A 19,035-nucleotide genomic window follows, 5' to 3' on the forward strand; every position below is an offset into this window, starting at 1 on the left:
TCAGCCGGGGATTCATGCACCCTCCGCGGCCCGCCGGCGCCGGGAGAGGGCGAGCACCTCCGGAAGGTCGTCGGTACGACGCGGGGTGCGGTGCTCACCGCCGTACTGGCCCGCGTTGCGGCGGCTGAGCACGAAGGCCAGCACCTGCGCGACCGCGGACCACAGCTCGCGGGGGATCTCCTGGCCGACCTGGCAGTGCCGGTACAGCGCCCGGGCCAGCGGCACGTCCTGGACCAGCGGCACCCGCTCCTCGGCCGCGACCGACCGGATCCGGGCAGCGATCGCCCCGGCGCCGCGGGCGACCACACGGGGCGCGCCCCGCTCGGGGTCGTAGCGCAGGGCGACGGCCACGTGCGTCGGGTTCACGAGCAGCACGTCCGCCGTGGGGACGTCGGCGATCATCCGGTTCCGGGCGGCGGCCAGCTGCCGGGCCCGGATGGCGCCCTTGACCAGCGGGTCGCCCTCGGCCTGCTTGTGCTCCCGCTTGATCTCGCTGTGGCTCATCCGCAGCTGCTTGCCGATCCGCCGCCGCATCATGGCGTAGTCGGCCGCGGCCATGACCAGACCGGCGAGGGCGACGGTCAGCAGCAGGCGGGAGACCTCGGCGCCGACCTGGTGGAGGACGACCTGGATCGGGAGCAGGCCGCCGACGAGCGGCATCATCGCCTGCACCGCGCCCCAGGCGAGGAAGGCCACCACGGCGCTCTTGACGAGGACCTTCGCGCCCTCCCAGAACGCGTGCGGGCCGAGCAGCCGCTTGGCCCCCTGGATCGGGTTGAGCTTCTTGGGGTCCGGCTTCGCGAGCTTGGGCGCGAGGTAGAAGCCGCCCTGGGCCAGTGCTGAGACCACGCCGATGACCAGCACCATCGAGCCGAGCACGACCAGGCTCACGAGCACGTGACGGCCCGCGTCGCCGAGCAGGGTCAGCGCCAGCGACACCGACGGGTTCTCAGCCGAGCGCAGCGCGGTGGCCATCATGGTGCGCAGCGCGTCCAGCTCGTGGTCGAGCAGCGGCCCCATCGCCAGGCCCACCACGAGCAGGCCCAGCCACCCCCCGAACTCGGGCGTGCGGGGGACCTGTCCCTCCTTGCGGCCCTCCTTCTTCCGCTTGGGGGTGGGCTTCTCGGTCTTCTCCTCGCTGCTGGCGGCCATGGCTACCCCGCCCCGGACATGGCGGACATGGCCTGGTTGGCGTAGTCGACGAGCCGGTCGAGGGCGCCGGGCAGCATCGGGAAGGACAGGCCGAGCAGCAGCAGGGTCAGGCCGACCTTCGCGGGGAACATGACGCTGAGTGCGTTGAGCTGCGGCGCCACCTTGGTCAGCAGCGCCAGGGCAAGGTCGGCGACGAAGAGCACGGCGATCATCGGCAGCGCCATCTGCACCGCGACGGTGAAGAACATCGAGAACGCCGTCAGCAGCACGCCGTCCCAGCTGGCGACGTCGGGCATGCCGGTCAGTGGCAGGTAGCGGAAAGTGCTGAGCAGACCGCCGATCACGATCAGGTGCCCGCCGGAGACGACGAGCAGCGCGGTCGCGAGCAGTTGGTGGAAGCGGCCGAAGACGGTGTTGGAGTTCATCGACAGCGGGTCCCACGCCGCGGCGAGCGCGAAGCCGCCGAAGACGTCGATCAGCGCGCCGGCCGCGCCGATCGCGGAGAACAGCAGCATCGTCACGTAGCCCATGCCGACCCCGATCAGCGCCTGGGCGGCGGTCGCGAGCACCAGCCCCGGCGTCGTACCGGGCAGCTCCTGGGTCGCCAAGGTCGGTGCCATCGCCAGCGAGAGGCCGATCGCGAGGATCACCTTCGCCATGGTGGGGATGCCCCGCGTCGCGAACGGGGGTACGACGACCAGCCAGGCCACCACCCGCACCGAGGCGAGCAGCAGCGCGCTGAGCGCGGCACCGTCGACGGAGAGGACCACTGCCCTAGACCAGCAGGCCGGGGAGCAGGTCGAAGAGCTCGCGGGTGAAGGCCATCAGGGTGTGCAGCATCCAGTTGCCGCAGACCAGCAGCGCCACGCCGACGCCGACCAGCTTCGGCACGAACGAGAGCGTGAACTCCTGGATCTGGGTCATCGACTGGAACAGCGAGATGGCGAAGCCGATGACCAGCGACGTCGCGAGGATCGGCGCCGACAGCTTGAGCGCCACCAGCATGGTCTTGAGGGCGATCTCGATGATCGCGGTGTCGGTCATGGCTCCATCACCTGGCTCACCCGGCTATCCCGTCCCGTACGACGCCACGAGGGACCTGATGATCAGCGCCCACCCGTCGACCATCACGAACAGCAGCAGCTTGAACGGCAGCGACACCATCACCGGAGGCATCATCATCATGCCCAGGCTCATCAGCGCCCCGCTCACGACGATGTCGATGACGAGGAACGGGATGAAGATGATGAACCCGATGATGAAGGCGTCCTTGAGCTCGGAGAGCACGAACGCGGGGATCAGGGTCGCCGTCGAGACGTCGTCGCGGTTCTCGGGGAGCTTGCGGTCGGCGACGCTGGTGAGCAGCTGCAGCTCGCCGTCGTCGGTGTTGTCGAGCATGAACTCCCGCAGCGGCGCCATGCCGTCCTGGAAGGCGACCGAGGTCGTCTTGTCGCCGTCGAGATAGGGCTGCACGCCCTCGTCGTTGATCTGCGACAGCACCGGCGCCATGATGAACAGGCTCAGGAAGAGGGCGAGTCCGGCCAGGACCTGGTTGTTCGGGGTCTGCTGGAGGCCGAGCGCGTTGCGGGTCAGGCCCAGCACGACGAGGATCTTCGTGAAGCTGGTGCAGGTCAGCACGATCGCGGGCAGCAGGCTGAGCAGGGTCAGCGCGAGGAAGACCAGCAGGCTGTGGCTGGGCTTGTCGGTCATCCCCGACAGGTCGATCTGGACGGTGCCGCCCTTGCCGGGGCCGTTCGGCCCGTCGGGCCCCACCGGCTCGGCGGCGAGCTCGGACACGACGAGCGCGATCCGCGACGCCGCCAGGGAGAGGGTCGTCACGACGCCCGCTTCCCGGTGACGGCGGCCATGGCGTCCTTCCACGTCTGCGGGGAGAGCACCGAGCCCCCGAGCGGCCCCGTCGGGCCGGGGACCGGTACGCCGGCCGGCCGGCCCTCCTCCGCGGCCGGCGCCGCCCCGGCGGAGGCCGCCCGGGCCGACTCCGCCCCGGCCGGCTCCGGCGCGGTCAGGTCCAGCCCGATCTCGTCCGGCTCGACCTCGGCGAGCAGGGTGACCTGCTGCTCGGTCGTGCCGAGCACCAGGATCCGGGTGCCGACCGCGACGACCACCACGCCCTGCCCGCGACCGAGCGCCTGGCGCTGCACCACCTGGACGGCCGCACCGGCGGGCGCCTTGAACCGGCGGTTGACGAGCCGGGCGATGAGCAGCAGCAGTCCGACGACCAGTGCGAGCGAGCCGACCAGGCGGACGGCCAGCTCGCCCAGGCCCACGCCGCCGGAGCTGTCCAGCATCGGCGTCAGACCGCGGCGTTCGCGTCGACGATCTCGGTGACCCGCAGGCCGAAGTCCTCGTCGATGACGACGACCTCGCCGCGAGCCACCAGCCGGCCGTTGACCAGCAGGTCGGCCGGGCTGCCGGCCGCGCGGTCCAGCTCGAGCACGGCACCGGGCGTGAGGGCGAGCAGGTCGCGCACCGTCATTCGGGTCCGGCCGAGCTCGACGGTCACCTCCATGTCGACGCCCTGGAGCAGCTCGAGGCCGCGCGGGGGTGCGGAGGGCGCGCCGAAGGCGGGCACGAACGGCGCGTCCTCGACGACGTCGGCCGCCGCGGCCGTCGTACCGAGGTCGTCGTCGGTGCTGTCCGGGATCGGCTCGCGGGCGCCGGCCAGGGTGGCCTCGGACACCAGGACCGCGGCCGCGATGCCGGCACCGATGAGGGGCACCGTCCGGAACGGACCGCCCAGCTCGGCGGTGATGTCGTAGCCCTCGACGTCGAGGGCGAGGGTGCGGGCTCCGCGGGCGTGCGCGCCGAGCCGGCGGGCCGCGGCGTCCAGGGCCGGCTGGACGGCGGCGGCGACGTCGAGCGCGCCGATCGGGCTGGACGCGAGCGCCTCGACCAGCTCGGTGCCCACGAGGACGACGACCGCCCCGGGGACCCCGCCGTCGAGCTCGGCGATCGCGCCGCCGGCGAACGCGGCGGTGACGTGCGGGGAGCCGGGCTGGGCCGGGCCCGGGGCCAGCGGGGTGACCGCCGGCAGGGGAGCGGCCGCCGCGACAGCGACGGCCTCGGCGAGCAGGGTGGGGTCGAGCACGTCGGTCATGGGGATCAGGACTCCTCGGGCGTGGTGACGATGAGGGCGGCCAGGTGCTGGCCGCGGGCTCCGGGGGTGGCATGGGCGAAGGTGTTGCCGGCGACGGTCACGTCCAGCGGCGCGGAGGCCGGATGGCTCAGCCGGAGCACCGACCCGGGGCGCAGGTCGGCGAGCGTCGCCGGGTCGACCGGGAGCGGCCGGAACCGGACGGAGACCGCGACCGGCACCCGCTGGAACTGCTCCTGCAGCAGGCCCGCGGAGTGGGCGCGCTGCGCCCGCTCGCGGTCGGAGACGGCGCCGTTGCCGGTAGCGTTGGCGAGGTGGGGAAGCAGGCCGCCGAACGGCAGGCAGACCGACATCCGGTGCGCGTGCTCGCCGATCCGGAGCTCGAGGGTGACCACGACCATCACGTCGGCGGCACTGGCGACCTGCGCGAACTGGGGGCTGTACTCGATGCCCGTGACGATCGGCTCCAGCGTGACGATCCCGTCGAGCGAGTAGCGCATCTCGCCGAGCAGCCGCTCGACCAGCCCGCGGAACACCCCGTCCTCGATCTCGGTCAGCGGGCGGTCGGGCTGCTCCTCGGAGCCGGGGCCGCCGAGCATGTGGTCGAGGCACGACATGGTGGCGAACAGCGGGATCTCCAGCACGCCGGTGCCCGGGATCGGGTCCGCGCTGAACAGGGTCATGTACGTCGAGGGGCCGAGGCTGTCGACGTACTCCGCGTAGGTGCGCTGCTCGATGCCGGTGAGCACGACCGTGCACACGGTGCGCAGCGAGCTGGTGAACACCGTGGTCGCCTGGCGCGCGAAGCTGTCGAAGCCGAGCTGGAGGGTGCGCTGGTGCTCACGCGAGAGCTGGATCGGACGCCGGAAGTCGTACGGCGTGGGTTCGGCCGTGCGAGGTCGCCGGCGCGGCCGCTGGAGGGTCACGACGAGCCCATCGTCGCGGTGCTCGCGGACCTGAGGGGTCGTCGGGACGCCGGGCGGTCAGGGTCCCGTGGTCACTTCGGGCCACGCAGGGTCCCGGGTGGGGTCCCGGGTCCTGCTCCGACGCAGGCCTACTGGGTGACGTACTCGGTGAAGTACACCTCCATCACCTCGCCGTGGTAGCGCTCCTTCAGCCGCTCCACGAGCTGCTGGCGCAGGGTCTCCCGCACGTCGGGCTTGGTGACCTCCTCGACCGGGAGGCCGGAGAAGACGGTGATCGCGGAGTCGAGCGCCTTGCTGCCGTCGACCTCCTCGGCGGCCGTGGTCAGCTGGAGCGCCATGCCCAGCCGGAGGTAGTGCCCGCCGGCCAGGTTGACTTGGATCGCCTCCAGGGGGGCGACCTCGCCCGGCTTCGGCTCGCCGTCGCCGGTGGGCTTCAGCACCAGGAACCAGGCCGCGCCGGCGAGCAGGCCGACGACGAGGAGGGCGATCGCGACGGTGCGGCCCTTGCCGCTCGTGGTCTGCTCGGGCGGTGCGGGTGCGGCGACGCTCGTGGTCACGGTCGGTCCTCTCCTCGGGAGCGGGTGGGGGTGGTGGCGGCGGAGCCGCCGTCGGTGCCGTCACCGGCGGGATCGGCCGGGATGGCCGGGTCGGCGGGGGCGGTCGGCAGGTCGCCCAGACCGGCCGCACGGCGCAGCTCGGCGTACGCCTCGCCGAGCAGTGCCCGGGTCTCGGCCGGCTGCTGGCTCAGGACGAGGATGTCGACGCGCTTGTTGACCCGTTGGGAGCCGCGGACGGCGGGGTCGACGAGCGGCTTGGTGTGACCGAATCCGGTGGCGCGCAGTCGCCGGGCCGGGATCCCGTGGTCGCCCTCGAGCCGGCGCAGCACGTGGACGGCGCGGGCCACGGAGAGCTCCCAGTCCGACGGGTAGTACCGCGGCTTCACCGGCTCCTGGTTGGTGTGGCCGTCGAGCTCGACCGGCTCCGGCAGCTCGGCGAGCACCGGCGCGATGGTGTCGACGACCCGGCGGCCCCGGTCGGTCAGCTCGGCGACGTCGGGCTCGAAGACGACGTGCTGGGAGACCAGGCTGACCACGAGGCCGCGGTCGTCGATGGACGCCCGGACATCGTCGCGCAGACCCTGGTCGCGCAGCGCCCGGTCGATCCTGCGCCAGACCTTCAGCAGCCGGTCGGCCTCGGTCCGGGCGTCGCCGTAGGCCCGCTGCCTGCGCAGCCGCTCGGACTCCTCGAGGATCTTGGCGACCGTCTCCTGCTGTGCCTCGGGGACCTGCGCGAGGAGCATCGCGTACGACGCCTCGCCGGGGTCGCTGGTGCCCTTGGCGTTGCTGACCGGGCTGGCGCCGTTGAGGATCGACCTCTCGCGGCCGAAGCCGTCCGCGAGGCCGTCCTTGAGCTGCTGGTACTTCTGCTCGTCGACCTGGCTCATCGCGAACATGACGATGAACAGCGCCATCAGCACGGTGATCATGTCGGCGTAGGACACGAGCCACCGTTCGTGGTTCTCGTGCTCCTCCTCGATCTCGCGTCGTCGGCGCCGGGGGTGCGACATGTCAGGCCGCTTCCTTCAGCTGCTCCTGCGCGGGCAGCAGGGACTGGAGCTTCTGGGCGACGATCCGCGGGTTGGAGCCGGCCTGGATCGCGGCGACGCCCTCGATCACGATCTCCATCCGGGTGCACTCGAGCTCGCTGAGCCGCTTGAGGCGGGCCGCGATCGGCAGCCAGAGGACGTTGGCGCTGAGGACGCCCCAGAGGGTGGCGAGGAAGGCGGCGGCGATGCTGTGCCCCAGCGCCCCGGGGTCGGCGAGGTTCTCCAGGACGTGCACCAGGCTCATCACGGTGCCGACGATGCCGATCGTCGGGGCGTAGCCGCCGGCGTCGGTGAAGAACTTCGCGGCGTGCTTGTCGACCGCCTTCTTGGCATGCAGCTCGGCCTCGAGGATCTCCCGCAGCTCCTCCGGGTCGGTCCCGTCGACCGCGAGGGTGACTCCCTTGACGAGGAACGGGTCGTCGATGTCGCCCACCCGGCCCTCGAGCGCGAGCATCCCCTCCCGGCGCGCGGCGTCGGAGAGGCTGACGATCACCGGCACGACGTCGGCGGAGGAGGCCACCTTGCCGAGCAGCGCGTTCTTGGCCGAGCGCACCGCGTTCTTGGCGTCGCCCAGCGTCCCGCCGGCGACGGCCACGCAGAGCGTGCCGCCGAAGACCAGCAGCATCGGCGGCATCAGGAACAGGCTCGCCGGGCTGCCGCCCTCCAGGATGTTGGCGAGCATGATGACGCTGAGGGCGGCGCCGATCCCGACGGGGGTGGCGATGTCCTTCACGGCGTGACTCCTCGCGGGCGTACGGCACTCAACCGGCTCGGGCGGGTCGGCCGCACGGGCGGGATGGTCGAGGCGTCGGGCAGCGCGGCCCGGGCCACGATGGCGGAGCGGTAGTCGACGACCTCGTCGCGCACCTCGTCGAGGGACTCGGCGACGATGTACTTCGTCCCGTCGACCAGGGTCACCACGGTGTCCGGCGTGCAGTCGACGCGCTCGATCAGGTCCGCGTTCAGCAGGAACGTCGTCCCCGAGAGTCGGGTCAGCGAGATCACCGCGGCACCTCCGTGTGCGTGGCTCCGTGTCAGGGGCTGGTTCGGAGCGCCGTCCGTGGCGCTCCGCAGGTCCCATCGGCCGGTTGCGTTAGTCCCTGACCAAAAGCACGCGTTTCTGGTGTGTCGTGGTGCTTTTGAGCAGGGACTATCCCTGCGGGCCGATCTAGCGCTTGATGTTGACGAGCTCCTCGAGCACCTGGTCGCTCGTGGTGATCACCCGGGAGCTGGCCTGGAAGCCGCGCTGGGCGAGGATCAGGTTGGTGAACTCGGCCGACAGGTCGACGTTCGACATCTCGAGCCGGCCGGCGATCAGCTGGCCGCGCTGGCCCTGGCCGGCGACGCCGAGCTGGACGGGGCCGGAGTTGGCGGACTCGCGGAAGGCGGTGTCGCCGACCTTCTCCAGGCCCATCGGGTTGGTGAAGTCCGCGACCGCCAGCTGGCAGATGTCGCGCTGCACACCGTCGGAGAAGACGCCGCGGAGCTTGCCGTCGGGACCGATGGAGTACGACGTCAGGTCGACGCCGGCGGGCAGGGTGCCGTCGATCAGGTTCAGGTCGACGTCGATCGGGCCACCGGTCGGCAGGCCCGCGCCGTCGAGGGCGTAGCCCTGGACCCGCATCCCGTTGGGAGCCACGAGCACGCCGCTCTGGTCGAACGTGAACGCGCCGGCGCGGGTGTACACGTCCTCCTGGCCGTCGCGCAGCACGAAGAAGCCGTCGCCCTGCAGCATCAGGTCGGTGGGCCGGTTGGTGAGCTGGGCCGAGCCCTGCCCGAAGTTGGCCATGGTGGCGGCGAGCTGGACGCCGAGCCCGATCTCGATCGGGTTGGTGCCGCCGCGCTCCGCATTGCCGCCCGAGGCAGCGGTGAGCTGCTGGCTGAGGGTGTCGGCGAAGACGGTGGTGCTGGCCTTGAAGCCGGTCGTGTTCGCGTTGGCGATGTTGTTGCCGGTGACGTCGAGCATGGTCTGGTTGACGCGCAGGCCGGAGATGCCGGCGAAGAGCGAGCGAAGCATGGTGTTCTCCTTCTCGGGTGGTGGTGCGGGACTCGGCGAGGGTCAGGCGGTGGTGGGCGGGGTGCCGCTGGGCGGCGGCGCGGTGGTGCCCCCGCCGCTGGGCGTGGGCTCCTTGATCGTCGGGGCGTCGCCGACGCTGACCACGTCGGTCACCGGGACGGACGTGCCGTCGATGCTGAGGACGGGGCCGGTGGCGAGATAGGTGGTGCCCTGGACCACGCCGGACCGCTCGACCCCGCCGGCGTCGTACCAGCGCACGGTCTGGCCGATCAGGGAGCTGGCGCCGAAGGCGAGCTGGGTGCTCAGCAGCATCGCGGTCTGGTCGGCGACGTCCTGCATCTTCTCGAGCGCCGTGAACTGCGCGGTCTGGGCCAGGAACTGCGAGGAGTCGGTGGGGTTGAGCGGGTCCTGGTACTTCATCTGGGCGACCATCAGCTGCAGGAACATGTCCTTGTCGTCCTTCTTCGGCGGGCCCGCCGCGCCGGGGGCGCTGGTGGCTGCCGCGCCGGTCACGCCGTAGCCGATGCCTTCGGTGCTGGAGACGGACATCTCTCCTCCTCACAGGGTCCGGTCGAGCTGACCGGCGGGGGTGGTCGGGCGGGTGGGGATCGTGCTGCCGGCCGTGGGTACGGCGACCGGCTCGGGCACCGCGGCGCCCGGGTGCCGGCCGCCGCGCTGGCCGGGGTGGCCCGAGGAGCGGTCCCCGGTGGCGGCCCCGTCGCCGCCGTCGCCGCGGGCGTCGGCGGTGAAGGCGCCCGGGCCCGGTTGGCCGGTCGTCGCGGCCGAGGTCGTGGCGGGCGCCGGCGGCGCAGCGGTGATGGGAGCGAACGGGTCGCGGACCAGGACCCGCGCCTCGGTGGCGCCGGAGCGCTCGAGCAGCCGCTGCAGCTCGGGGATGCCGGAGCTGAGCGCGCGGTGCACGGCCGCGCTGCCGGCCGGGTCGCCCGCGGCGCCGGCCAGGCGGACCTGCACCGCGCCGTCCTTGACCACCAGGGTCACCCGCACCTCGCCGAGGTGCTCGGGCTGGAGGGTCAGGGTGATCCGGTGCGTGCCCGGCCGGTCGGTGGGCGTGCTGGTGACCAGCCGGGTGACCTCCGGGAAGACCTGCTGCACGACCGCCCGCTCCACCGTCGGGCGCGGGCCGGCCGCGGTGGCTGGTGGTGCCGTCGAGGCGGTGCTGCCGACGGCCGGGGCGGTCGTCGGGTCGGCCGGGGCGCTCGCGGCAGTCGGGTCGGTGGCGGCGGGCCGGGCGTCGAGCCGCGCGGGCGCGGGATCCTCGGGCAGGGGAGCGCGGACGGCGGCCGCGGGACGGCCCGGGAGGACCGTCGGCTCCGCGGCGACCGGCGCGCCAGGGCTGTTCGGTGTGGCCGGTCGCGTCGCCGTCGGCGTGGGCAGGTCCGGCCGGCCCGGATCACCTGCCGGGGCGAGCACGGCGCCGACGACCGGGGCGGCGGCGGGTATGGCGGCGAGCGCGCCGGCCGTGGCCGGGAGCGGCGCGGTGGCTGGTGTCGCGGGGACGCCCGGGAGAGAGGCCGTCGGCGGCGGCACCGTGGCGAGCAGCGCCGCGGTGAGGGCCTCGCCGAAGACCGCCCCCAGGTCGCCGGGGTCGCCGGGCTCGCCGCCGGCGGGTGCGCCGGCGTCGGCGGGGACCGGGGCGGGGAGGCCCGGCAGGAACGGAGTGATGCTCATGAGCTCACCATCGCCATCACGTTGCGGACGTAGTTCTGGGTCTCCTGGTAGGGCGGGATGCCGCCGTAGCGGGAGACGGCGCCGGGACCGGCGTTGTACGCCGCCAGCGCGAGGTCGGTGCGCCCGAACCTGTCGAGCAGTGAGCGCAGCAGCCGCGCCCCGCCGTCGATCGCCTGGGCGGGGTCGAACGGGTCGGCCACGCCGAGTCCCTTCGCGGTGCCGGGCATCAGCTGCATCAGGCCCTGCGCGCCGGCGGGACTGACGGCCCGGGCGTTGAAACCGGACTCCTGCTTGGCGACGGCGGCGATCAGGCCGGCGGGGACGCCGGTGCGCGCGGCGGCGGCGTCGATCAGGTCGGCGTACGGCGTCCCGGTGGTGGCTCGGGCGGCCACGCCGGTGCCGCCCGCGGTGCTGCCGGGCTGGTCGATGATCCGCCGGATCACGTCGGGCGTCGAGGAGACGTCGACGACGCGGATGTCGAGCCCGGTGCGTGGTGCCTCGATCATCTTGCCCCCACCGATGTAGATCGCGATGTGGTCGACGCCGTTGTTGCGGCTGGAGTTGTCCCACGCCAGCAGGTCGCCGGGCTGGGCCTGCGCCATGCTCGCGACGGGCCGGCCGGCGGCGGCCTGCTGGTAGGAGACACGGGGCAGGTCGTAGCCGAGGCTCTTGTAGACGACCTGCACCAGGCCGGAGCAGTCCATGCCCCTGGTCGGGTCGGTGCCGCCCCAGATGTAGGGCAGGCCGAGGTACTTGCGGGCCTCGACGACCACGTCGTCGCCCGTGACCGTGCCGTCCGGCGCGGCGCCCGTCGTGGCGACCCGCGCGCCGGCCAGCTCCGTGGCGAAGCTGCCGCCGACGCCGGAGGTGCGCACCGGCGCGAACTGGGCAAGGCGGGCCTGGAGCTCGCCGATCCGGGCGGTCACGTTCTCGATGCTCACCGGGGCCCCCGCGACGTTGTTCGGGGGAGCGAAGCGGAGGAGAAGAACGTCGCGGGGTGGTTCATCGCGTCCCCCGCATCCAGCGCTGGGCGGCGAGGTCGTCGGCGTCGCGCGCGGCCCGCCGGTCGGCCTCGGTACGACGCCGGGCCGCTCGGCGCTCGAGCAGGTGCTCGACCGCGGCCAGGCGGGCGCGGTCGGCGTCCCACCGGGCGCGGGCGTCCGCCGTGACGACCTGCGCGGTCGCGGCCTCCGCGCGGGTCTCGCCGACCAGGATGCCGACCTGTGCGAGCCGGGTCCGCTCGGCGACCAGCTCGGCCGTCGTCGTGACGGCCGGCACGGTCGTGGCGGTGACGGCCGACTCCAGCGTGGCGAGGCGCGCCCCGACGGCCGCCTCCTCGGCGAGCACCCGCTGCAGACCGATCCTGCTGTCGGTCTCGCGGACCTCGCGGACCCGGGCGACGGCGGCCAGCCCGCGATCCTCGGCAGCGACGTGGCGACGCGTGCGGCTCATGACGCCACCACCTGGGCGAGCCGGCTCCACGCCTCGGCGCGGGGGGTGATGTCGTCCATGGACTGGCGCAGGAACTCCTCGATACGGGGCAGCCGGGCGAGGGCGGCGTCCGCGTCGGCGTCCGCTCCGGCGACGTACGCGCCGATCTCGACGAGCTCGCGGACCGAGCGGTGCGCGGCGAGCATCCGCCGCAGCCGGGCGGCGTCGCGCTGCTGGTCGGGCGTCGTGACGGCGCGGTGGACGCGGGAGATCGACTCCAGGACGTCGATGGAGGGGAAGTGCCCGGCGGTGGCGAGGTCGCGCGACAGCACCACGTGGCCGTCGAGGATGGAGCGGGCGGCGTCGCCGATCGGGTCCTGGAGGTCGTCGCCCTCCACGAGGACCGTGTAGATGCCGGTGATCGAGCCCGTCGCCGACGTGCCGGCGCGCTCGAGCAGCCTCGGCAGCAGTCCGAACACACTGGGCGGGTAGCCGCGGGTGGCGGGCGGCTCGCCCGCCGACAGGCCGATCTCGCGCTGGGCCATGGCGACCCGGGTGAGCGAGTCCATCATCAACACGACGTCGCGGCCGGTGTCGCGGAACCACTCGGCGATCCGGGTGGCCGTGAACGCCGCGCGCAGCCGCTCGACGGCCGGCGCGTCCGAGGTGGCGACGACGACCACCGAGCGGGCCAGGCCCTCGGGACCGAGGTCGCCGTCGATGAACTCCCGGACCTCGCGGCCGCGCTCGCCGACCAGGGCGATCACGTTGACCGCGGCGTCGGTGCCGCGCGCGATCATCGAGAGCAGCGACGACTTGCCGACGCCGGAACCGGCCATGACGCCGATCCGCTGGCCCCGGCCCACGGGCACCAGCGCGTCGAGGGCGCGCACACCCGAGCCCAGCGGCTCGGTGATGCGGGGGCGGCTGAGCGCGTCGGGTGTCGGGTGCTCGGTCGACACGGACTCCGGCCCGCTGAGCGCGGGACCACCGTCGACCGGCCGGCCGAGACCGTCGAGGACGCGACCGAGGAGCGCCTCGCCGACCCGGACGCGCAGGGGGCCTCCGGTCGCCCGGACCCGGTCGCCGGCCCGGACGCCGGTGGTCGTGCCGAGGGGCAGGCAGGTGGCGCTTCCCGGTCGCAGCGCGGCGACCTCCGTGAGCAGCGGGCCGCTCGCCGTACGGACCTCCAGCAGGTCGCCGAGCGCCGCGCCGGGCAGGCCGCGCACCTCCAGGTGCAGGCCGACCAGCTCGGCGACGGTGCCGAGGTGCAGGGGAGCGGCGGCCGCGACGGCGGCGGCCTGGACCTCCGGGGAGAACAGCGCGGTGCTCACTCGGCGAGCACCTCCCGCACCCGGGCCATCGCCTCGCGGATCCGCAGGTCGACGACCGACCCGTCGACGGCCTCGACCAGGGCATCGGCCGGGCCGAGGGCCGGATCGGCGACGATCTCCAGGCCACGGGACACCAGCTCCTGCGCGGCCGGTGACGCGGCGACGGCGGGCTGCAGGCGGACCCTGCCGACGGGGGCGGGCGGCAGCACCTGCAGCACCCGGGCGACGACGTCCGCGGGAACCAGGCGCGCGACCTGGGTGCCGATCAGCGTCGTCGTCAGCGACCAGGCGAGAGCGGTGGCCTGGTCCTCGACCGTGCGGACCAGGTCGTCGAGCAGCCCGCGGACCTGCTCGGCGGCCCGTCCCAGGGCGTCGAGCGCGGCCCGGTGCTCGGCCTCGCGCCGCTCCTCGGCGACGGCGTGGGCCGAGGCGCGGACGGCCTCCTCGCCGGCCGCCTGCTCGGCGGCGGCGCGGCGCCCTTCGGCCCACCCCACGGCGTACCCCTGGGCGCGGGCGGCGTCGCGTGCGTCGGTCGCGAGCCCGGCCAGCAACGACTCGGTGACCGCGTCGCCGAGCACGGTGTCGCCACCCAGGCGGGTCCAGGTGCCGACCCGCAGCTCGGGCAGGTCGGGGCGGGGCAGCGCGGCGGACTCAGACGATGAACTCATCGTCGTTCCCTCGCCGGACCATGATCTGGCCCTGCTCCTCGAGCTGGCGGATGGTGCGGATGACGCCCTGCTGGGCCTCCTCGACCTGGGCCAGGCGGACCGCGCCGAGGAGCTCCACCTCCTCGAGGAGGTTCTCGGCGGCGCGCTCGGACAGGTTCGCGGTGATCTTGGCGCGGACCGCGTCGCTGACGCCCTTGAGCGCCAGGGACAGCTCGGCGGTGTCGACCTGGCGCAGCACCTGCTGCACCGAGCGGTCGTCGAGGCCGATGATGTCCTCGAACATGAACATCCGGCTCTTGACCTCGTCGGCCAGGGCCGGGTCGAGGCCTTCGAGGCCCTCGACGATCTGCCGCTCGGTCGGCCGGTCGGACCGGTTGATGATGTTGACCAACGGGTCCACGCCGCCGACCCGCGAGACCTCGGCGGGCTGGAGCATCGAAGAGAGCTTCCGCTCCAGGACGGCCTCGACCGTGCGCACGATCTCGGGCGACGTCCGGTCCATCACGGCGATCCGGTGCGCGACCACGGCCTGCTGGTGCGCGGGCAGCCCGCTGAGCAGCAGGGAGGCCTTGTCGGCCGCCATGTGCGCCAGCACCAGAGCGATCACCTGCGGGTGCTCGTCGGCGATGAATCCCCGCAGCTGAGCGGGATCCGCGCGATGCAGGAACTGGAAGGGCATCTGCACGGCCGCGGCGTGCAGCCGCTCCATGATCTCCTTCGCGCGCTCGGGGCCCAGCGACTGCTCCAGCAGCTGCTGGGCGAACCCGAACCCACCCTGGGTGACGTGGGCGTGCGCCGTCGCGAGGTCGTGGAACTCGGTGAGCACCTGGGACGTCTCGCTCGCGGAGACCGCGTCGAGGCGGGCGATCTCACCGGAGATCGCCTCCACCTCCGCGTCGCTGAGGTGCGCCATCACCTGGGCCGCGCGCTCCTTGCCCATCTGGATGAGCAGCACCGCGGCCTTGCGGACCCCCATCGAGACCAGAGCGGGGCCGGAGGCCGCCATGAGGGTCATGGCCGGGGCTCCACGAGCCAGCCGCGCAGCAGGGCCGCGACATCGTCCGGCTGCCGGTCGACGAGCGCGATCAGCTCGTCGCGCATCGACTCCTCGGCGTCCTTCTCCGACGTCTCGAGGGCGGCGAGGGCCGGGGCCTCGAGCTGGGCGGTGCGGCCGGCGGCGTCCGTGCGCAGCTGCTCGACCAGGTAGGCCCGGGCCTCCTCCCGGGCGGCGGACCGGCGCCGCGCCTGCAGCCAGGCGAGGAGCACCATCAAGGCGATGCCGCCGGCGATGCCGATGTTGCGGATCAGGCTGTTGCGCCGCGCGGCCGCGTCGGCGTCCTTGGCCGCCTTCAGCTCGGCAGCGGCGGACTCCTCGGCGCTGCGGTCGAAGGGCATCGTCGACACGTCGATCGTGTCGCCGCGGGCCGGCTTGATGCCGACGGCGCTGCTGATCAGGTCCTTCACCACCTGCGGCTGCACCGCGGCCGCGGCGGTCGCGTCGAGCACGACGCCGACGTGCAGGCTGTTGATCGATCCGGGTGCCTTCTCCCGGTGCTCCACCGTCTCGCCCACGGCGTTGTCCTGGGTCTTCGAGGTGTTCTTGTACGACGAGTCGCCGCCGGTGGCGGCCGCGGGATCCATCTGGCCGTCCGGACCGACCACACCCTGGGCCTCGCCGGTCCGGGCACCGGCCGGGCCCGCGTAGGTCTCGTTGGTCGAGGACTCGGACAGCGCCGGGGTGTTCTCCTGTGCCTGGTAGGTGCGGCTGTCGGTCACGGACTTGTCGAAGTCGAGGTCGGCGGTGACGGTCGTGGTGGAGTTGCCCGGCCCGAGGACCCGGTCCAGCACGGACTGGATCTCGGACTGCATCGAGCCCTGGAACGCCTGCACCTGCTTGGACCGCGCGGACGCGGCACCGCTCCCGCCGCCGGCGCCGTCGGTGCCGTCGGGGGTGGTGAGCAGCTTGCCCGTCGCGTCGGTGACGGTGACCCGCTTCGGGTCGAGCCCGTCGATGCTGGACGCGATCAGGTGGACGACGGCCTGCACCTGATCGTCGTCCAGCGTCGTGCCCGGCTCGGTGTCGATGAGGACCGATGCCGTCGGCGGGTCCTGCTCGTCGGTGAAGACCCGCTTCTCCGGGATGGCGAGGTGCACGACTGCCGTGTCGACACCGTGGATGGCCTCGACGGTCTTGCTGAGCTCGCCCTCCATGGCGCGCTTGAAGTTCGTCTGCTCCTGTGACTCAGAGGTCGACAGGCTCTGCTTGTCGAGCAGGCTGTAGCCCCCGTCGCTGCTGGACGGCAGCCCCTTGCCGGACAGCGTGATCCGGGTGCCGTACACGTCCGAACGCGGCACCATGATGGTGCCGCCGCCACCCGCCAGCTTGTACGGGACGCCCTGGGAGTCGAGCTCCTCGATGACGGCGCTGGCGTCGGTCCCCGACAGGTTCGAGTACAGCGGCGCGTAGCTGGGGGTCGACACCCACCGGAACACCATGAAGACGGCGATCAGCAGGGCCGCCGTACCGATGACGGCGACGGCCTTCTGGCCGGCGGTGAAGCCGCCGAAGGTGTCGCGGGCGCGCGTGAGGTACCGGGTGAGTCGCTGTTGCATCGGCGACTACACCTGCATCCGCATGATCTCGTTGAACGCCTCGACCGCGCGGTTGCGGAGGGAGACGGTCAGCTGACCGGCCACCTGGGCCTCGCTCGCCGCGATCGTGTAGTCGTGGATGTTCTCGAGCTTGCCGGTTGCGGCCTGGACGGCCAGGTCGTCGGCCCGGTCGGTGAGACCCTCGAGCCGGTCGAGGCCGTCGAGCACCATGGAGCCGAACTCGGTGTCCGGGCCGGTGACCGGCGCCGAGCGCTCGGCCGACGTCGGTGCCGCGATCGAGCCGAGGGTGCTGGGCGCGCCGCCGGGGCCGACCGGCCCGATCCCGGGCACGGTCGGGAACTGGAGCGGCGTGATGTCCATCAGCGGGCCCCGATCTGGAGGGCCGCGGAGTAGGTGTCCTGGGCGGACTTGGTGACCTGGACCGACGCCTGGTAGCCGCGCTGCGCCATCACCAGCTGGCTCAGCTGGGCGGCCATGTCGAGATCCGGGAGCCGGACGTAGCCGTCCTCGTCCGCGAGGGGGTGCTCGGGGGAGTGCACCATCCGGCCCTCCGGATCGCCCGCGGCGAAGCCGTCCACGTCGACGCCGCCGTCCTCGCGGGCATCGAAGACGACGTACGTCGCCTGGAAGGCGTCCTCGCTCGTCCGCTTGACCGTGTTGGCGTTGGCGATATTGCCGGCCAGGGCGTCGAGCCACACCTGGTGCGCACCGAGCGAGGTGTTCGCGATGCGCAGCGTCTCGAACGCGCCCATCAGGCGGCGCCGCCGGCCATGATCCGCAGGCGGGAGTCGCGGTCGCTGATCGCGCGCCCCATGATCTGGTACTGGAACTGCGTCTGGATGGCCGCGATCGACTCCTTGCGGAGGTCGACGTTGTTGTCGTTCGCGCCGACCGGCGTGCCGGTGGGCGTGACGGTCGCGGTGAGGTCGTCGGCGGTGGCCCGGCCGCGCTCGATCGCGGAGGAGAGCGTGGTCTCGAAGTCCACGCTGCGGGCGCGGAAGCCAGGGGTGTCGACATTGGCGATGTTGTCGGCGATCACCTGCTGGCGCTGGGACAGCCCGTTGATCGCGGAGTGCAACACCTGGCCGACGGCGTCGGACGATGCGAAGGACACTCGATCTCCTGGAGACGTACCCGTCCCCTCGGGACGGCGTGACAGTCGGTGCCGGTCCGTCGGCAGGGGTGAGCAATCCGTCGCTCAGGTGCCTGATCGGTGCGCTCGCCGGGGACCTGAGCCGCCGGGTCCGGGATTAGGTCCTGACTATCTCGCCCGATCGACCGGAGTCCGGTGCCCGGGACGCGGCACCGCGCCCGACCCCACGGCGGGATCGGGCACGGTGCGCCGGTTCGCGGGCCAGCGGGCCCGCCGGGCTCATTTCAGGCGGATCTTCCGGATCGCCGAGCTGGAGGCACCCACGGCCGCCGAGCCGGCGTACTCCGCTACGAGCCGGTGCTTGCCCTTGCCGAGCTTGGCGACCTTCAGCTTGAGCACGCCGTGCTGACCGGCGGTGAGCGTGCCCTGGGCCACGACCCTGCCCTTGCGGGCGAGATCGCGGATCACGACCCGGCCGGTCGGCGCCGGGCTCGCCTGGACGGTGACCGTCGCCCGGCCGGCCTTGCGGGCCGACACCTTGAACTTCGCGCTCGTGCTCGATGGAGCCTTCGCCACGGCGCCACCGCCACCCCCGCCGCCGGCCGGACCGGCCGCGAAGAGCGGGACATAGGGCGTCACGAAGGACTTGTTGCCGCCGTGGCCGCCGACCTTGAACGCGACCTGGAGGTGGTCACCGGAGGTGGCGACCGGGCACGGCCGGGTGCCTGCGGTCCGCTCGGGGCAGCTGGGGGCGGGCGTGGCGGTGCCCTTGAGAGCGCGTAGCGCGACCACGGGGACCTGGAACTCGAAGATCTCGCCCCGCTCGAGGGTGATCGCCTGGCCGCCGACCGTGGCGATCGCGATGCCGCCGTTCGGGCCGCGGGTCAGCTCGACCGGGTCGGTGGTGAAGGTCGGCGTGGGGTCGTCGATGTCGTTGATGCCCCACTTGACCGGCTCGTCGGGGTAGCCGAACGCGGTCTCGTCGAAGAGGAGCTCGGGGAGGACGGCCACGCCGCTGCTGCACGGGAAGCCGACCAGGCCGATGTAGCCGTGCAGGAGGAACGGCTCGCCCACCTTGGGGACCTGGCCGGTCGGGGACCACCAGCCGGTGTTCGCGGTGACGCCGGTGGCGGGCAGGCCGGTCGTGCAATCGAGGATCGTGTCGGACTGGCTGCTGCCGTCCTGCCACTCCCCGGCCGCGTGGGCCGGGGAGCCGATGGCGAGCGAGAGGGCGGTGAGGAGGCTCGCCCCGAGGGCGAGCAGGGAGGTGCGTTTCCGATGCTGTGAAGTCATGCCGGGGACGCTAGGAGGCGGCTCGTCCTGCCGAGGAGGGCCGACGTCCCCGGTTTGTCCCTGGCTGTGTCCCGAACTTGTCCCCTGTCCCGAGGGAC

The 19,035-nt window shown here is 73.1% G+C and carries 24 protein-coding genes; all 24 read right to left on the reverse strand.

The window, feature by feature from the left end; translation table 11 throughout:
* Positions 1-12: 12 nt before the first annotated feature.
* Positions 13-1,152, reverse strand: a complete 1,140-nt coding sequence (locus tag RB608_RS07740; protein ID WP_308087229.1) for an EscU/YscU/HrcU family type III secretion system export apparatus switch protein — start codon at positions 1,150-1,152, stop codon at positions 13-15.
* A gap of 2 nt (positions 1,153-1,154) precedes the next feature.
* Positions 1,155-1,922 carry a flagellar biosynthetic protein FliR gene (locus RB608_RS07745; RefSeq protein WP_308087230.1) on the reverse strand — a complete coding sequence of 256 codons (768 nt, stop codon included), beginning with the start codon at positions 1,920-1,922 and terminating at the stop codon, positions 1,155-1,157.
* A 4-nt stretch (positions 1,923-1,926) separates the two neighbouring features.
* The gene (fliQ, locus tag RB608_RS07750; protein ID WP_257430391.1) at positions 1,927-2,196 is read right to left on the reverse strand and encodes a flagellar biosynthesis protein FliQ; all 270 of its coding nucleotides are present in this window, start codon (positions 2,194-2,196) and stop codon (positions 1,927-1,929) included.
* A gap of 24 nt (positions 2,197-2,220) precedes the next feature.
* The gene (fliP, locus tag RB608_RS07755; RefSeq protein WP_308087231.1) at positions 2,221-2,991 is read right to left on the reverse strand and encodes a flagellar type III secretion system pore protein FliP; all 771 of its coding nucleotides are present in this window, start codon (positions 2,989-2,991) and stop codon (positions 2,221-2,223) included.
* Positions 2,988-3,461, reverse strand: coding sequence for a flagellar biosynthetic protein FliO (locus tag RB608_RS07760; RefSeq protein ID WP_308087232.1), 474 nt, complete (start codon positions 3,459-3,461; stop codon positions 2,988-2,990). The genes fliP and RB608_RS07760 overlap by 4 nt, the downstream gene beginning before the upstream one ends.
* A gap of 5 nt (positions 3,462-3,466) precedes the next feature.
* Positions 3,467-4,270 (reverse strand): flagellar motor switch protein FliN, encoded by an 804-nt coding sequence (fliN, locus tag RB608_RS07765; RefSeq protein WP_308087233.1) that lies wholly within the window; start codon positions 4,268-4,270, stop codon positions 3,467-3,469.
* Between the two features lie 5 nt (positions 4,271-4,275).
* Positions 4,276-5,193 (reverse strand): flagellar motor switch protein FliM, encoded by a 918-nt coding sequence (locus tag RB608_RS07770; protein ID WP_308087234.1) that lies wholly within the window; start codon positions 5,191-5,193, stop codon positions 4,276-4,278.
* Between the two features lie 128 nt (positions 5,194-5,321).
* The gene (gene fliL, locus RB608_RS07775; RefSeq protein ID WP_308087235.1) at positions 5,322-5,750 is read right to left on the reverse strand and encodes a flagellar basal body-associated FliL family protein; all 429 of its coding nucleotides are present in this window, start codon (positions 5,748-5,750) and stop codon (positions 5,322-5,324) included.
* Positions 5,747-6,760: a flagellar motor protein MotB gene (locus RB608_RS07780; protein ID WP_308087236.1), complete on the reverse strand. Its 1,014-nt coding sequence runs from the start codon at positions 6,758-6,760 to the stop codon at positions 5,747-5,749. Before RB608_RS07780 ends, fliL begins: the two co-directional genes overlap by 4 nt.
* Position 6,761: 1 nt before the next feature.
* On the reverse strand, positions 6,762-7,532 hold the full coding sequence (locus RB608_RS07785) for a MotA/TolQ/ExbB proton channel family protein (protein ID WP_308087237.1): 771 nt from the start codon (positions 7,530-7,532) through the stop codon (positions 6,762-6,764).
* Positions 7,529-7,804: a flagellar FlbD family protein gene (locus RB608_RS07790; protein WP_308087238.1), complete on the reverse strand. Its 276-nt coding sequence runs from the start codon at positions 7,802-7,804 to the stop codon at positions 7,529-7,531. Before RB608_RS07790 ends, RB608_RS07785 begins: the two co-directional genes overlap by 4 nt.
* 163 nt (positions 7,805-7,967) lie before the next feature.
* A complete protein-coding gene (locus RB608_RS07795; protein ID WP_308087239.1) occupies positions 7,968-8,816 on the reverse strand; it encodes a flagellar hook-basal body complex protein in 849 nt (282 codons plus the stop codon).
* 42 nt (positions 8,817-8,858) lie between these two features.
* A complete protein-coding gene (locus RB608_RS07800; protein ID WP_308087240.1) occupies positions 8,859-9,365 on the reverse strand; it encodes a flagellar hook capping FlgD N-terminal domain-containing protein in 507 nt (168 codons plus the stop codon).
* A gap of 9 nt (positions 9,366-9,374) precedes the next feature.
* Positions 9,375-10,505: a flagellar hook-length control protein FliK gene (locus tag RB608_RS07805; protein WP_308087241.1), complete on the reverse strand. Its 1,131-nt coding sequence runs from the start codon at positions 10,503-10,505 to the stop codon at positions 9,375-9,377.
* Positions 10,502-11,446 carry a transglycosylase SLT domain-containing protein gene (locus RB608_RS07810; protein ID WP_308087242.1) on the reverse strand — a complete coding sequence of 315 codons (945 nt, stop codon included), beginning with the start codon at positions 11,444-11,446 and terminating at the stop codon, positions 10,502-10,504. The genes RB608_RS07805 and RB608_RS07810 overlap by 4 nt, the downstream gene beginning before the upstream one ends.
* A gap of 61 nt (positions 11,447-11,507) precedes the next feature.
* Complete coding sequence (locus tag RB608_RS07815; RefSeq protein ID WP_308087243.1) at positions 11,508-11,957, reverse strand: flagellar FliJ family protein; 450 nt, start codon at positions 11,955-11,957, stop codon at positions 11,508-11,510.
* Complete coding sequence (locus tag RB608_RS07820; protein ID WP_308087244.1) at positions 11,954-13,270, reverse strand: FliI/YscN family ATPase; 1,317 nt, start codon at positions 13,268-13,270, stop codon at positions 11,954-11,956. Before RB608_RS07820 ends, RB608_RS07815 begins: the two co-directional genes overlap by 4 nt.
* Complete coding sequence (locus RB608_RS07825; protein WP_308087245.1) at positions 13,267-13,938, reverse strand: hypothetical protein; 672 nt, start codon at positions 13,936-13,938, stop codon at positions 13,267-13,269. Before RB608_RS07825 ends, RB608_RS07820 begins: the two co-directional genes overlap by 4 nt.
* Positions 13,922-14,953 (reverse strand): flagellar motor switch protein FliG, encoded by a 1,032-nt coding sequence (fliG, locus tag RB608_RS07830; RefSeq protein WP_308087246.1) that lies wholly within the window; start codon positions 14,951-14,953, stop codon positions 13,922-13,924. The genes RB608_RS07825 and fliG overlap by 17 nt, the downstream gene beginning before the upstream one ends.
* The gene (gene fliF / locus RB608_RS07835; protein ID WP_308087247.1) at positions 14,950-16,551 is read right to left on the reverse strand and encodes a flagellar basal-body MS-ring/collar protein FliF; all 1,602 of its coding nucleotides are present in this window, start codon (positions 16,549-16,551) and stop codon (positions 14,950-14,952) included. The genes fliG and fliF overlap by 4 nt, the downstream gene beginning before the upstream one ends.
* Positions 16,552-16,557: 6 nt before the next feature.
* A complete protein-coding gene (locus RB608_RS07840) occupies positions 16,558-16,911 on the reverse strand; it encodes a flagellar hook-basal body complex protein FliE (RefSeq protein WP_308087248.1) in 354 nt (117 codons plus the stop codon).
* On the reverse strand, positions 16,911-17,303 hold the full coding sequence (locus RB608_RS07845; protein ID WP_308087249.1) for a flagellar basal body rod C-terminal domain-containing protein: 393 nt from the start codon (positions 17,301-17,303) through the stop codon (positions 16,911-16,913). Before RB608_RS07845 ends, RB608_RS07840 begins: the two co-directional genes overlap by 1 nt.
* On the reverse strand, positions 17,303-17,665 hold the full coding sequence (gene flgB, locus RB608_RS07850; protein ID WP_308087250.1) for a flagellar basal body rod protein FlgB: 363 nt from the start codon (positions 17,663-17,665) through the stop codon (positions 17,303-17,305). The genes RB608_RS07845 and flgB overlap by 1 nt, the downstream gene beginning before the upstream one ends.
* A gap of 258 nt (positions 17,666-17,923) precedes the next feature.
* The gene (locus RB608_RS07855) at positions 17,924-18,937 is read right to left on the reverse strand and encodes an Ig-like domain repeat protein (protein ID WP_308087251.1); all 1,014 of its coding nucleotides are present in this window, start codon (positions 18,935-18,937) and stop codon (positions 17,924-17,926) included.
* Between the last annotated feature and the right edge of the window lie 98 nt (positions 18,938-19,035).

This window comes from Nocardioides sp. LHD-245, from assembly GCF_030929495.1.
Classification (GTDB): domain Bacteria; phylum Actinomycetota; class Actinomycetes; order Propionibacteriales; family Nocardioidaceae; genus Nocardioides.